Raw genomic sequence first — 14898 nt, 5'->3', positions numbered from 1 at the left:
GTTTCTGAAAGATTGCAGCAAGAACCTTCAATGGAGAAGGAACCCCCACATGGCAAGCAGCAGACCCCTTTCGGGCGCCCTCGCTCTGGCCGCCGCAGCCGTCGTCATGGCCCCCACGGCCGTGTCCGCCGCCCCGCCCGGCGTCAAGGACGTCACCGCCGTCCTGTTCGAGTGGAACTTCGCCTCCGTCGCCAAGGAGTGCACGAACACCCTCGGTCCGGCCGGTTACGGCTATGTGCAGGTCTCCCCGCCTGCCGAGCACATACAGGGCGCGCAGTGGTGGACGTCGTACCAGCCCGTCAGCTACAAGATCGCGGGCCGGCTCGGCGACCGCACGGCGTTCCGGAACATGGTGAACACCTGTCACGCGGCCGGTGTGAAGGTCGTCGTCGACGCCGTCGTCAACCACATGGCGGCCGGCGGCGGCACCGGGACCGGCGGCTCGTCGTACACGAAGTACGACTACCCCGGCCTGTACTCCTCGTACGACTTCGACGACTGCACCTCCCGGGTCAGCGACTACACCGACCGCTGGAACGTCCAGCACTGCGAACTCGTCGGGCTCGCCGACCTCGACACCGGCGAGGAGTACGTCCGCAAGACCGTCGCCGGGTACCTGAACGACCTGCTCGCCCTGGGCGTCGACGGCTTCCGCATCGACGCGGCCAAGCACATCGACACGGCCGACCTGGCGAACATCAAGTCGCGGCTGACGAACCCGGGCGTGTACTGGAAGCAGGAGGTCATTTACGGCAGCTCAGAGGCCGTCCGGCCCGTCGAGTACACCGGCAACGGGGACGTCCAGGAGTTCCGCTACGCCTACGACCTCAAGCGGGTCTTCCGCAACGAGAACCTCGCCTACCTGAAGAACTACGGGGAGGGCTGGGGCTACCTGAACAGCTCGGTCGCCGGCGTCTTCGTCGACAACCACGACACCGAGCGCAACGGGTCGACCCTCAGCTACCAGGACGGCGCGAACTACACCCTCGCCAACGTCTTCATGCTCGCGTACCCGTACGGGGCGCCGGACGTGAACTCCGGCTACGAGTGGTCGAACGCGGACGCGGGACCGCCGGGCGGCGGTGCCGTCAACGCCTGTTGGCAGGACGGCTGGAAGTGCCAGCACGCCTGGCCGGAGATCGTCCGCATGGTGGCCTTCCGCAACGCCACGCGCGGCGAGCCGGTCGGCAACTGGTGGGACAACGGCGGCGACGCCATCGCCTTCGGCCGCGGCGCGAAGGGGTACGTGGTCGTCAACCACGAGAGCGGCTCGCTGAGCCGGACCTTCCAGACCGGGCTGTCCGCGGGCTCCTACTGCGACATCCAGAGCAACACGACCGTCACCGTGAACTCCTCCGGGCAGTTCACCGCGACGCTGGGCGCCAACACGGCGCTGGCGCTCCACGCGGGCAAATCCACCTGCTGAGGGAGCCGTTGGGAGCAAGGGTCGTGAAAGTTCTTTCCCAGTCTTTCATGACCCTTGCTGTAAAGCTTGCGTCGGCGATACGGTCGCGCGGACGCCCGGATGACGCAGCCGTCCCGGGCGCAGGGGTCGGACCCGACAGAGCCGCAGCCGCAAGGAGTTCCCGCCTGTGATACCGAGATGGCCCGCGCCCCGCACGCGCCGCACCGCCCACGCCGGACGGGTGGCCGCCGTCGCCGTGGCAGCCCTGGCCGCCGCACTGGTCCAGCCGCTCGCCGCGCGAGCCGACAGCCCGCCCGCGCCGCCCTCCGACGCCAGGCTCGCCGCCGAGCCCGCCCGGCACGACGACACCCGTGAGCAGTTCTACTTCGTCATGCCGGACCGTTTCGCCAACGGCAGCACCGCCAACGACCGGGGCGGACTGACCGGTTCACGCCTGAGCACCGGCTACGACCCCACCGACAAGGGCTTCTACCAGGGCGGCGACCTCCAGGGCCTGACCCGGCGCCTCGACTACATCAAGGGCCTCGGCACCACCGCGATCTGGATGGCCCCGATCTTCAAGAACCAGCCGGTGCAGGGGACGGGCAAGGACGCCTCGGCCGGCTACCACGGGTACTGGATCACCGACTTCACCCAGGTCGACCCGCACTTCGGCAGCAACAAGGACCTCGGGACCCTCGTCGACAAGGCCCACGCCAAGGGCATGAAGGTCTTCTTCGACGTCATCACCAACCACACCGCCGACGTCGTCGACTACCGGGAGAAGTCCTACGACTACCTCTCCAAGGGCGCGTTCCCGTACCTGACGAAGGACGGCCAACCGTTCGACGACGCCGACCACGCGGCCGGCGGCGCGATGTTCCCGGCGGTGGACGCCGCCTCCTTCCCGCGGACCCCGACGGTCCCCGCCGCGAAGAAGAACTCCAAGGTCCCGTCCTGGCTCAACGACCCGGCGATGTATCACAACCGCGGCGACTCCACCTACGCCGGCGAGTCGACGACGTACGGCGACTTCTCCGGACTGGACGACCTGTGGACCGAACGGCCTGAGGTCGTCGCCGGGATGGAGAAGATCTACCAGCGGTGGGTGCGCGACTTCGACATCGACGGCTTCCGGATCGACACCGTCAAGCACGTGAACATGGAGTTCTGGACCCGGTGGGCGACGGCCCTGGACGCCTACGCGAAGAAGCAGGGCCGTGACGACTTCTTCATGTTCGGCGAGGTCTACTCCGCCGACACGTCGGTCACCTCCCCGTACGTCACCCGGGGCCGCCTCGACGCGACGCTCGACTTCCCCTTCCAGGAGGCGGCCCGCCAGTACGTCTCCCAGGGCGGCAGCGCGAAGAAGCTCGCGGCCGTGTTCGGCGACGACTACAAGTACACGACCGACAAGGCCAACGCGTACGAGCAGGTCACCTTCCTCGGCAACCACGACATGGGCCGCATCGGGTACTTCCTGCACCAGGACGACCCGAAGGCGACCGACGCCGAACTGCTCGCCAAGGACGGGCTCGCCAACGAGCTGATGTTCCTCAGCCGAGGCAACCCGGTCGTCTACTACGGCGACGAACAGGGCTTCACCGGCGCCGGCGGCGACAAGGACGCCCGCCAGACGATGTTCGCCTCCCGCACCGCCGACTACCTCGACGACGACGAGATCGGCACCGACCGCACCCACGCGAGCGACGCCTACGACACCCGCGCGCCGCTGTACCGCCGGATCGCCGCCCTGTCGAAGCTCCGCAAGGCCCACCCGGCCCTCGCGGACGGCGTCCAGAGCGAGCGGTACGCGGCCGACGGCCCCGGCGTCTACGCCTTCTCCCGCAACGGCCTCGGCAAGGACACGACCGAGTACGTGGTCGCCTTCAACAACGCCGGCACCGCCGAGGAAGCAACGTTCGCCACCGGTTCCGCGAACACCGCGTTCCGCGGGATCTACGGCACCGGCAGCACGGTCACCGCCGGCGCCGACGGGAAAATCACCGTAACCGTTCCCGCAGGTTCGGCCGTCGTGTTCCAGGCCGCCCGCAAGCCGCACACCCCCGCGGCCAGGCCGACGCTCTCCCTGCACGCCCCCGCCGCGGGCGCCACCGGCACCGTCGAGCTGAGCGCCGACGTCGCGGGCGGACGGCTCGACCGGGTCGTCTTCGCCGCCCAGACCGGCAACGGCGGCTGGCGGACCCTCGGCTCCGCCGACCACGCCCCCTACAAGGTCACGCAGACCATCGGCGAGGACGTGCCGGCCGGCACCGCCCTGCGCTACAAGGCCGTCGTGATCGACTCCGCGGGCCGCACCGCGAGCGCGACGGCGACGAGCGTCACCGGCGCCCCGCCCGCCGAGGAGCCGCCCACCGGGTCTTCCCGTGACTACGCGGTCGTCCACTACAAGCGCACCGACGGCGACTACGCCGACTGGGGCCTGTACGCCTGGGGCGACCTGGCCGACGGCGAGGCGACCACCTGGCCCGGCAGCCACCCCTTCACCGGACGGGACGCCTACGGCGCCTTCGCCTACGTCAAGCTCAAGCCGGGCGCCTCGAGCGTCGGCTTCCTCGTCATCGACAAGGACGGCGACAAGGACGTCTCCGCAGACCGCACGATCGACGTCACCGCGACCGGCGAGGTCTGGATCGAGCAGGGCTCGGCGGACGTCCGCACGGAGCGGCCCGCCTATCCGGCACCGGACACCACCAAGGCCGTCCTGCACTACCACCGCGCCGACGGGAACTACGACGGCTGGGGTCTGCACACCTGGACGGGGGCCGCGAACCCCACCGAGTGGTCGAGCCCGCTGAAGCCCGCGCGGACCGACGCCTACGGCGCGGTATTCGAGGTGCCGCTCGCCGCGAACGCCACCGGCCTCAGCTACATCCTGCACAAGGGCGACGAGAAGGACCTGCCCTTTGACCAGTCGCTGAACCTGACGGACAGCGGCCACGAGGTGTGGCTGCTGAACGGCCAGGAGACGTACCTGCTCCCGCAGCCCGCGGGATCGGCCGCCGCGCTCGACCTCACCACCTCCAAGGCGGTCTGGATCGACCGGAACACGGTCGCCTGGAACGGCTCGCCGGCCGCCGCCTCCACCCAGCTGCTGTACAGCGACAAGGGCGCGATCGCCGTCGCGGACGGCACACTGACCGGCGCGGCCAAGTGGCTCCGGCTGACGAAGACCGCTCTCACCGACGCCCAGAAGGCGAAGTTCCCGCACCTCGCCGCCTACCCCGCCTGGTCCGTCGACCCGCGGGACCGCGGCCGCGTGCGCGAGGCGCTGACCGGCCAGGTCGTGGCCTCGCAAAGAGCCGTGAACGGGGCGGTGCTGTCGGCGACGGGCGTACAGATCGCCGGCGCGCTGGACGACCTGTACGCCGGGGCCACCGCCGCCCGGCTCGGGCCGACCTTCCGCAACGGCCGTCCCACGCTGGCCGTCTGGGCCCCGACCGCCCGGCAGGTGTCCCTGGAGCTCGACGGCTCCACCGTGCGGATGAAGCGCGACGACGCGACCGGCGTCTGGTCCGTGACCGGCCCCGCGTCGTGGAAGAACAAGCCCTACCGGTACGCCGTGACCGTGTGGGCGCCCGGCGCCGGCAAGGTCGTCGTCAACAAGGTCACCGACCCCTACTCGGTCGCCCTCACCACCGACTCCGAGCGCAGTCTCGTCGTCGACCTCGACGACCGGTCGCTGGCCCCGGGCGGCTGGTCGACGCTCGCCAAGCCGAAGGCCGTCCCGCTCAAGGACGCCCAGATCCAGGAGCTGCACGTCCGGGACTTCTCCGTCGCGGACACCACCGTCCCCGCGCGGGACCGGGGCGGCTACCTGGCCTTCACCGACCGTGGCAGCGACGGCTCGAAGCACCTGCGGGAGCTGGCGGCGGCGGGCACGTCGTACGTCCATCTGCTGCCCGTCTTCGACATCGCCACCGTCGCCGAGAAGAAGGCCGACCAGGCCGCCCCCGCCTGCGATCTCGCCTCCTACCCGGCGGCCTCCGAGAAACAGCAGGAATGCGTTTCCGCCGTGGCCGCCAAGGACGCCTACAACTGGGGGTACGACCCGTACCACTACACCGTCCCCGAGGGCTCCTACGCCACCGACCCGGACGGGACGGCCCGGACCGTCGAGTTCCGCAGGATGGTGAAGGCGCTCAACGAGGACGGCCTGCGGGTCGTCATGGACGTCGTCTACAACCACACGGCGGCGAGCGGACAGGCCCGCACCAGCGTCCTCGACCGGATCGTGCCCGGCTACTACCAGCGGCTGCTCGCCGACGGCTCGATCGCGAACAGCACCTGCTGCGCCAACACGGCGACCGAGAACGCCATGATGGGCAAGCTGGTCGTCGACTCGGTCGTCACCTGGGCCAGGGAGTACAAGGTCGACGGCTTCCGCTTCGACCTCATGGGACACCACCCGAAGGCCAACATCCTCGCCGTGCGCAAGGCGCTGGACGCGCTGACCCCCGCCAAGGACGGCGTCGACGGCAAGAAGATCATCCTCTACGGCGAGGGCTGGAACTTCGGCGAGGTCGCCGACGACGCCCGCTTCGTACAGGCCACGCAGCGGAACATGGCGGGAACCGGTGTCGCAACGTTCTCCGACCGTGCCCGGGACGCCGTGCGCGGCGGCGGGCCGTTCGACGAGGACCCCGGCGTGCAGGGCTTCGCCTCCGGTCTCTACACCGACCCCAACTCCTCCCAGTCCAACGGCACCTCCGCCGAGCAGCGGACGCGACTGCTGCACTACCAGGACCTCATCAAGGTCGGACTGTCCGGAAACCTTGCCGCGTACCGCTTCCACGACGCCGACGGCAAGGAGGTCACCGGCGCCGAGGTCGACTACAGCGGGGCCCCGGCCGGCTACGCCGACGCACCCGGCGACGCCCTCGCCTACGCCGACGCCCACGACAACGAGTCGCTGTTCGACGCCCTCGCCTACAAGCTGCCGGCCGGCACCTCCGCCGCCGACCGCTCCCGTATGCAGGTCCTCGCCATGGCGACCGCCGCACTCTCCCAGGGCCCGGCGCTGTCCCAGGCCGGCACCGACCTGCTGCGCTCGAAGTCCCTGGACCGCAACTCCTTCGACAGCGGCGACTGGTTCAACGCGATCCACTGGGACTGCGCGGCCGGCAACGGCTTCGGCGGCGGACTGCCACCGGCCGCCGACAACGCGTCCAAGTGGCCCTACGCCAAGCCCCTGTTGACCTCGGTCGAGGTGGGCTGCCCGCAGATCACGGCGGCCTCTGCCGCCTACCGGGACCTGCTGCGGATCCGCACCACGGAGAAGGCGTTCTCCCTCGGGACGGCCGCCCAGGTGCAGGCACACCTGTCCTTCCCGCTGTCCGGAGTCCAGCAGACGCCCGGAGTGATCACCATGGAGCTCGGTGACCTGGTCGTCGTCTTCAACGCGACGCCCACCGTGCAGCGGCAGACCGTCGGCGCGCTCGCCGGCGCGGGATACCGGCTGCACCCGGTGCAGGCGGCGGGCGCGGACGCCACCGTACGGACCTCCCGCTTCGACAAGGCGTCCGGCACGTTCACCGTCCCGGCCCGGACCGTGGCGGTGTTCACCAGGACGACGTGAGCAGCTCCGCCCGGCCGCGATGAGACACCGCGGCCGGGCAGGGCCCCTGAGGCTAGGGTGATCCCGAGACCCTGGACCCAGAACAGGAGTGCCCATGCCGCAGATCACCGTCGACTACTCGAGCACCATGGCCCCGGCCTTCGACCGGGTCGGCTTCGCCCGGGCCCTGCACACCTCGGTGGTCGAGATCGCGGCGGCCAAGCCGGAGGCCTGCAAGACCCTGTTCCGGCCGGCCGAGTTCACCGCGTTCGGCTACGACGACCCCGAGGAGCGGGGGCACGCCGTCGTGCACGTCACGCTGGGGCTGCTCGCCGGCCGCACCGACGAAACGAAGACGAAGCTGACCGAGGCCGTGCTGGAACTGCTGCGGGCGCATGTGGCGGACGGCGGCTTCGTGCTGCACGCCTCCGCCGAGGTGCGCGACCTCGACCCGTCGTACCGCAAGTACGAGAGCTGACGCCCGGGTCCGGGCCCCGAAGCGCCCGGGGTGGCCCGGGTGTCCTGGACGCCTCAGGAGGCGAGGGCGGTGAGCCGGGCGGTCAGGTCGCCGAACGGGCCGTCGGCCGGCTCGCCGCCCAGCACGGGCCGCAGCAGCGTGCGCAGCTCGTCGTCGAAGGCGGCGCTGACGGCGGTGAGCGCCGCGAAGTCGTGGACGAGCTGGACCTCCAGCTCCTCGCGCGGAATGCGCCGACCGTCCAGCCAGATCAGTGCGGTCGACTCGGCGAGCGAGATCCAGGAGCGGACGACCAGTTCCAGCCGCGGCGGCGGATCGGCCACGCCCAGATGCGACAGGATCTGTTCGTAGGCGATCTGGCGGACGGAGTCGACGAGTGCGTTCGTGGTCGAGGAGCCGACCGCCGGACCGCCGCGCATCAGGGCCGAGAAGCCGGGACCGTGCGCGTCGACGAAGTCGAAGAACCGGTGCATCACGCGCAGCAGCCGGGCGCCGAGCGGCCCTTCGCGCGGCTCGCTGAACCGCTCCGCCAGATCCTCCGAAGCCCGCTTCAACGCGGCCTCGTACAGGCTGAGTTTGCCGGGGAAGTAGTGGTAGACGAGGGGCCGGGAGATGCCCGCGGCCGCGGCTATCTCGTCGATGGAGACATCGTCGGGCGAGCGCTGGGCGAACAGGTCGAGGGCGACGCCGATCAGCTGCTGCCGACGCTCCTCGACGCCCATTCTGCGGCGGACCCCGGTAGTCATGCGAACACCTTACCGATCGGATCCGGACTCCAACCGACCGGATCCGTGCACGCGTTCTCCTTGATCCCTCACACCTGCGGGTGATCCCTCACACCTGCGGTCACCGCCTCCTCGCAGGTCCGACACCACGCGCTCGCTTCACACCCGAGGCACGCGGACCCGCAGGCCGGACCCGACCCGGACCGACCCGATTCGACCCGACCGATTCGATCCGGCCCAATTCGATCCGGCCCGAACCGACTCGGCTTCGAACCGACTCGGCTTCGAACCGACTCGGCCCGGCGCGAACCGACTCGGCCCGGCCCGGCGCGGTTCGGCGAGGGCTCAGGCTCAGTGCAGTCCGTTGATCGCGTGCCCGTCCTCGAGCCTGCCCTCCAGGCCGGCCTGGGCACCCTGTTTCGCGGGCACCGTCAGCAGATGGCCCCGCCCGGACCCGCTCACCCCGCCCGTCGCCTTGATGGACGCCGTCTGCCGGTCGCCGGCCGCGAGCAGGTACCAGTGGCCGCCCTTCGACTTCCACAGCACGCCGGCCAGTACGTGCGGGTCGCGCGGCCCGCACGCCGGCACATCCTCGGCCCTCGCCACCGCCGCGCCGAAGATGTTGCCCGGGGTGTGGAACTGCGCCAGCACCCTGCTCCCGTCACCGCGCCAGGTATCGGCCCGGGTGCACACCCAGGACGCCGATCCGGTCGCGTCCGGCAGCGGCTGGCGGGTGTACGCCCACGCGTTGACCGTCCGCACGCCCTGACCGCGCGCGTCGGCCAGGGAACAGGCGAACGGCGCCCAGGTCCGCAGTGCCTGTGCGTCGGCCGCCTCCCCGGGCGCGGCCGGACGGCCGGCGGTCAGCCGGGCGGGGACGAGTTCGGCGAGGTCGCTGTACAGGTGGGTGCCCCGGGCATCGGTCAACAGGAGGACGTTCCACGTCGTGCAGGCCCCGGCCCGGGCGGCCGGGCTGGCCAGCGGCGACGTGATGCCGTCGGTCAGGGTCAGGGCCATCACCCCGGCGCCGGGCTTCGTCAGGTCCCGTTCGCCGGCCTTCGTGACCCAGGGGGCCGTCAGATAGCGGACGTTGCCGTCGGCCCGGCCCAGCACCAGCGCGCCCGCGTCGGCGCCGGACGCGCCGTCGACCCGGGCGAAGTCGAGGGCCGCCCCGGCGGTGCCGTCCTGCGGCTCGGCGTAGCGGGCGATGCGCAGCCCGTCGTACAGGATCACCACGCGCGCGTTGTCGATCTCGCCCGCGTAGAGAAGCTGGGGCGGTCCGGCGGGGCCGCCGGAGGGGGTGTCCGGGGTGGCCGAGACCTGGACGGTGGCCCCGGGCCGGGCCCAGACGGCGAGCGCGCGGCGCAACAGGGCGCTGTCGCCGGTGAGCGGACCGCGCGCGGGCCACACCGAGAAGTCGGTGCGCGCAGAGGTCTTCCAGGCGGCTGGGGAGATCTTCACCAGCCGCCCGGGGTCGAGGGCGGCCTCGGCGGCCGGGTTCTGCGCATAGGCCGGGGCGGCCGCGCCGTCGGGCCCCCAGCCGTCGCCGGGCAGCGCGACCAGGGCGCCGCACACGGCGAGCGCGGCCGCGGCGGCGAGGACCGCCCGGCCGTGCTGTCGGCGGCGCACCAGGTCGGTGGGCCGGACCTGCAACGCGCAGGGGTCGAACTCGGGGGAGTCGAAAAGCGGGTACTGCGCGGCGGGCACCTCGGCGGCCTCGCGCAGCGCCGCCGTCACGTCGGCTCCGGGCGCGCCGGCTCCGGTCAGCACCGCGCGGACGTCGCCGTCGGGCAGCCTCTCCAGCCCGCGCAGGACGCAGGCGACGCGGGCCGGCCCGGACAGGGCGGCGAGCCGTTGGTCGAGGGTGAGCTCGTCGGCGCCCCCGGAGCGGGGGAAGAGGCGCAGACCCCACACCTGGGGCAGCAGCGGCGGCAGCTGCGCGCGTTTCGGCCAGGCCCGCAGCCTGTTCGGGGCCCCCGCCTCCAGCGCCGCACGGACCACCTGGAGCCGGACGTAGGCGTACCCGGGGTCGCCGTCGCGGCCGGCGGACTGGGCGGGGATGACGGGAGCCGAGGCGCGGCGTCGCGGCAGGGCGCGCTGCACGAGGGCGTGGGCGGTCAGAACCCGGCGGCCGCGGCCGAGTCCGGGCGGCAGCACCAGATAGGCGAGCCGGACGAGACGCGGATAGTGCTCGACGAGGGCGGCCTCGGCCTGCTCGACGTCGACGGTCCGGCCGGCGGAGGACCGGGGTGCGGGGCGGGGGGCGACATCTCGTGACTGCACGTCCACCAGAACGAGCGAGACGATGGATGGTCACCCCGGTGGAGCAACGGCCCCGGACGGTGCGCACCGGGTATTTTGAGCGCGCCGGGCACGGGAGCCGTATCCAGGACGAGGCTCTTGCAGGGAGGAACAGATGAAGGTGACCCGACCGATGCTCGCGGCGGCGGCGGCCGCGGCGGCGCTGCTGCTGGCGGGATGCGCGTCCGGTGACAAGGAGGCCGCCGTTCCGCAGACGGCGACCGGCAGCCTGGAGCACATCGCCGCCGAGGTGAAATGCACTCCGGACATGCAGACCGACGCGGACGAGATCCGCCAGGCCGTCTGCAAGAACGCCGACGGCAAGTTCATCCTGGCGACCTTCGCCACCGACCGCGGTCTGCGCGAATGGATCAACTCGGCCAAGGACTACGGCGGTCACTACCTCGTCGGCCGCAAGTGGGTGGCGGTGGGGGAGACCAGCACGGTGACGGCGCTGCGAACCACGCTCGGCGGCGACATCGAGGAGGGCACCGACCACGGCGCGCACAAGGAGTCCGGCGGCGCCACCCACTCCAGCCACTGAAACCCTCCGCAGGACGCAGCACCCGCAGGACGCAGCACCCGCAGGACGCACCACCCGCAGGACGCAGCACACGCAAGACGAACGGCGCATACGAAAGCCGGCGGTGGGATCTCCCACCGCCGGCTTTCGTATGCGTGCTAGGCCGGTGTCACTGGCACTGCTGGCCCTTGTTGATGCAGTTCGCGATCTTGTTGTTCAGCTGCGCGTTCATCACGTTGATGAAGTCGTCGTGGTCCGTGGAGGGCTTGTGGAGCTGCTCCGGGAAGCCGTCGACCGCGTAGGCGTTCTTGACCTGGCCGTTCTGGATGACCGGGGCGGGAACGGCGTACACGAGGCGCATGGACAGCTGCGGAATCGCCTTGAAGCCGTTCTGGCAGTTGCCGTTGCCGTCCGCGAAGGCGACGTGCGTGCGGTGGTTGGCCGAGTCGACGTTCTGGCCGTCCCAGCAGCTCTGGAAGGCGAACGTGCGGACCACGTTGCTGCCCTGGGGGCAGATCGGGTACTGCTCGGTCAGCTGGACCTTGTTCTCGAAGCCGGTGCAGCTCCAGTGCGCGTTGGCGTTCGCCAGACCGTTGGTGGTGGTCTTGGCGTCACCGGTGATGATGCGCAGGAACTGCGGCATCGCGACGACCTTGGCCTTCGGGCTGCCGACGAACTTGATCTCCGCCTGCTTGGCCTTGAGGACCTTGCCGACGTTGCCTTCCTTGCCGCCGCCGTCCCGGTTCTGGTCGAACTCCTGCGTGCCGTCCTGAACACGCAGCACCGGCCAGTAGTACGACGACTTGTCCTGCTGGTTCTGGCAGGAGGTCTGCGCCTGAGCGAACGTGTCGTTGTTGGCGAAGGCGTCGTTCGACTGGTTGCCGACGTAGTCGTGGAGGTGGTGCGCGCCGTTGGTCACGCCGGGCGCCACGATGACGTTGTCGGTGTTGAACTTGTTGTTGGCGTTGACGCCGCACCGGGTGGTGAACGTACCGGTCGAGGCCTGGCCGTTCTTGCGGGGCTTGGCCTTGACGTTCGGCTGGACCTTCGTGATGTCGACGAAGTCCGCCGCGACGGGACCGTTGCCGGCCTGGCCGCCGATGCCGCCCTGCTGGCCGCCGTTGTTGTTCTGACCGCCGCCGTTCTGGCCGCCGTTGTTGTTGTTCTGGCCGCCGTTGTTGTTGTTCTGACCGCCGTTGTTCTGGCCGCCGTTGTTCTGCTGGCCGCCGTTGTTGTTCTGCCCGCCCTGGCCGGCGTTGGGGTTGTTCGCCGCCTGCGTGGTGCACGCCGCCAGCTGGCTCAGCGAGTTGTCGAACTGGCCGCCGGCCCGCTGGATGTTGATGCGGATCCGGTCGATCGTGGCCGTCCGCTTGGACTTGAGGGGACCCACGATCGCGTTCTGGACGAAGCTGGAGTCACCCGCCTGGGCCTGACGCGTGGAAGCGAGCCGGGCGTACGCCTCGGTGATCTGCTTGTCCAGGTTGGCCAGTTCTGTCGCGACGCCCTGCTTCGCCCCGCTGGGCACGCTCGTCAGCTTCTGCCCCACGTCCGGGCAGGAGATCGTGGCGACCTGTGCGGCCGCGTTGGCAGCCTTGGTCTGGTTCTGACCCGAGTTGCTCGATTCGTGCGCCGAAGCGTAGAAGTTCGCCCAGATCAGCCCGCCCCCGCCGAGCGCTAGGGCCGCCGATGCTGCCACGGCCTTCGTGGCCATCGACGAACGGCGTTTACGTGTATTGCGTCCCATGGAACTCCTCTGACTTCCTTGCGGGGCAGCATCGAGGCGCCCGACAGGAGTGAAGCTGAAGCTGCCCCCTCCTTTACGCGCGACGCCTCACAGGTGTTCAGCCCGCTCAGAAATTAATGTGAGTCCCGTAGGGCCGAACGACCCGAAAACCACCCCGCGGCACAGCGGTTGGCGGTCTCAGTGCCCCCGGTCCAGATAGGCCAGCACCGCCAGTACCCTGCGGTTGTCGTCGTCGGAGACCTCCAGGCCCAGCTTCACGAAGATATTCGCGGTGTGTTTGGCGACGGCCCGTTCGGTGACGACCAGTTTGCCGGCGATCGCAGCGTTCGACCGTCCCTGCGCCATCAGTTCCAGAACCTCCCGTTCGCGCGGGGTGAGCCGGTCCACCGGCCCCTGCCCGTCGTGCGAGCGCCGGGCCAGCAGCTGCTGGATCACCTGCGGGTCCATCGCCGTGCCGCCGGCCGCCACCCGCCGTACGGCGTCCACGAACTGCTCCGCGTCGAACACCCGGTCCTTCAGCAGATAGCCGACGCCGCCGCTGCCGTCGGCGAGCAGTTCGCGCGCGTACAGCTGCTCGACGTGCTGGGAGAGGACGAGCACCGGCAGCCCGGGCTTGTCACGGCGGGCCCGGAGCGCGCACTGCAGGCCCTCGTCGGTGTGCGTGGGCGGGAGCCGGACGTCGACCACGGCGACGTCCGGCTCCAGTTCGGCGAGGGCCCGCTCCAGCTCGGGCCCGGTCTCGACGGCGGCGGCGATCTCGAAGTCGTAGGCCTCCAGCAGTCGCACGAGACCGTCCCGCAGCAGGAAGAGGTCTTCGGCTAGGACAACACGCAAGGGATCTCCATGGTCACCATGGTGGGACCGCCGGCAGGAGAGCTGACGGCCAGGACGCCGTCGAATGTACCCAGTCGCCGTTCGAGTCCGGCGAGGCCCGTGCCCGCCCCGATCGCCGCGCCGCCCCTGCCGTTGTCGGTGACGGCGATCCGCAGACTGCCGTCCGCGTGACGCAGGTCGACCCAGATCCGGTCGGCTCCGGAGTGCTTGACCGCGTTGGTGAGGGCCTCGCTCACCGCGAAGTAGGCCGCCGACTCCACCGGCGCCTCGGCCCGTCCCGCGAGCTCCACCCCGACCTCCGTCGTGACCGGCAGCCGCAGCGCCAACGCCCGTACGGCGTCGCCCAGTCCGCGTTCGGCGAGCACCGGCGGATGGATGCCGCGCACCAGGTCGCGCAGTTCGGAGAGCGCCTCGGCGGACGACTGACGGGCCTGCGCGAGCAGTTCCTTGGCCTTCTCGGGATTCTTGTCGACGAGCATCTCCACGGTGCCGAGGTCCATGCCCACGGCCACCAGCCGGGCCTGGGCGCCGTCGTGCAGATCCCGCTCGATGCGCCGCAGTTCGGCGGCGGAGGTGTCCACGGCGTCCCGGCGCGTCTCGGTCAACACCCGTACGCGTTCGGCCAGTTCGGCCTGGCTTGGGGCGAGCATCGCCCGGGTGAGACGGAAGTGGGCCTGGAAGGCGCTCACGGCGTACCGGTGCGCGAGGACCAGGAGAACGGCGGCGAGGGCGGCGGCGCCGAACGCCGTCGGCTGGTCGCTGACCGGGACGAAGCCGTACCAGTACGGTCCGTACTCGCCGTAGGGTCCGCCCGTCATCGTCCGCCACAGCCCCAGCGGCAGCGCGAACCCCTCCAGCGGATAGAGGACCAGGACGGCGGGCAGCAGCGCGGTGACGAACCCGGCCGTCATGTCGACCGGCAGCCACCGCAGGTCCCGCCACGTCGCGGGGTCCCGCAGCAGGGCGAAGGTGCGCGTCCACGGGTTCGCGGTCCCGGGCGGCGGCCGGTACGCCGACGGGATGCTGACCCCGCCCCACCGCCCGGCGAGCGCCCGCCGCCGGTCGGCGAAGGCGCGCACGCCCTTAACCACGTACGGCGTGGTGAACAGGCCGACCCCGATCGGTATCAGCGCCATCGACACGAGGGAGAGGCACAGGCCCAGGACGCTCAGCGGCAGCGACACCACGGCCAGCACCAGCCCTCGCCCGGCGGCGAGCACCATCCCCCGTGCCCTGGAATCGACGTCACCGCTCTTGGTGTGGGTGTTCATGCCGTCAGTCTGGCCGAGCCCGGAACACGCAGTCACTGGCCG

9 protein-coding genes are annotated in these 14898 nt (G+C 70.9%); 4 read left to right on the top strand and 5 right to left on the bottom strand.

Annotated elements, in window-relative coordinates; genetic code table 11:
• Positions 1–49: 49 nt before the first annotated feature.
• From QA802_RS12715 to QA802_RS12705, 3 genes are all read left to right on the top strand, one after another.
• Positions 50–1426: an alpha-amylase gene (locus QA802_RS12715; protein ID WP_334521393.1), complete on the top strand. Its 1377-nt coding sequence runs from the start codon at positions 50–52 to the stop codon at positions 1424–1426.
• A gap of 166 nt (positions 1427–1592) precedes the next feature.
• Entirely contained in the window at positions 1593–7004 is a 5412-nt protein-coding gene (gene pulA / locus QA802_RS12710) for a pullulanase-type alpha-1,6-glucosidase (protein WP_334521390.1), read from the top strand.
• 94 nt (positions 7005–7098) lie between these two features.
• A complete protein-coding gene (locus QA802_RS12705; RefSeq protein WP_334521387.1) occupies positions 7099–7461 on the top strand; it encodes a 5-carboxymethyl-2-hydroxymuconate Delta-isomerase in 363 nt (120 codons plus the stop codon).
• Positions 7462–7514: 53 nt separating this feature from the next.
• Here the strand turns inward: QA802_RS12705 and QA802_RS12700 are convergent, their stop codons facing one another.
• Together QA802_RS12700 and QA802_RS12695 are read right to left on the bottom strand one after the other, a co-directional pair.
• Complete coding sequence (locus QA802_RS12700) at positions 7515–8204, bottom strand: TetR/AcrR family transcriptional regulator (protein ID WP_319171001.1); 690 nt, start codon at positions 8202–8204, stop codon at positions 7515–7517.
• A 330-nt stretch (positions 8205–8534) separates the two neighbouring features.
• Positions 8535–10466, bottom strand: coding sequence for an amino acid adenylation domain-containing protein (locus QA802_RS12695; RefSeq protein WP_334521384.1), 1932 nt, complete (start codon positions 10464–10466; stop codon positions 8535–8537).
• Between the two features lie 133 nt (positions 10467–10599).
• Between QA802_RS12695 and QA802_RS12690 the strand changes: the two genes are divergently transcribed.
• Positions 10600–11028 carry a hypothetical protein gene (locus tag QA802_RS12690; RefSeq protein ID WP_334521382.1) on the top strand — a complete coding sequence of 143 codons (429 nt, stop codon included), beginning with the start codon at positions 10600–10602 and terminating at the stop codon, positions 11026–11028.
• A gap of 148 nt (positions 11029–11176) precedes the next feature.
• Here QA802_RS12690 and QA802_RS12685 read toward each other — a convergent pair whose 3' ends face one another.
• The 3 genes from QA802_RS12685 to QA802_RS12675 form a co-directional block, all read right to left on the bottom strand.
• Positions 11177–12751 (bottom strand): DUF1996 domain-containing protein, encoded by a 1575-nt coding sequence (locus QA802_RS12685; protein WP_334521379.1) that lies wholly within the window; start codon positions 12749–12751, stop codon positions 11177–11179.
• A 177-nt stretch (positions 12752–12928) separates the two neighbouring features.
• Positions 12929–13585: a LuxR C-terminal-related transcriptional regulator gene (locus tag QA802_RS12680; RefSeq protein ID WP_319171005.1), complete on the bottom strand. Its 657-nt coding sequence runs from the start codon at positions 13583–13585 to the stop codon at positions 12929–12931.
• Positions 13570–14856 carry a sensor histidine kinase gene (locus QA802_RS12675; RefSeq protein WP_334521373.1) on the bottom strand — a complete coding sequence of 429 codons (1287 nt, stop codon included), beginning with the start codon at positions 14854–14856 and terminating at the stop codon, positions 13570–13572. Before QA802_RS12675 ends, QA802_RS12680 begins: the two co-directional genes overlap by 16 nt.
• Between the last annotated feature and the right edge of the window lie 42 nt (positions 14857–14898).

Source organism: Streptomyces sp. B21-105, assembly GCF_036898465.1.
Lineage (GTDB): Bacteria > Actinomycetota > Actinomycetes > Streptomycetales > Streptomycetaceae > Streptomyces.
This window is presented reverse-complemented; position numbering and strand designations above follow the sequence as displayed.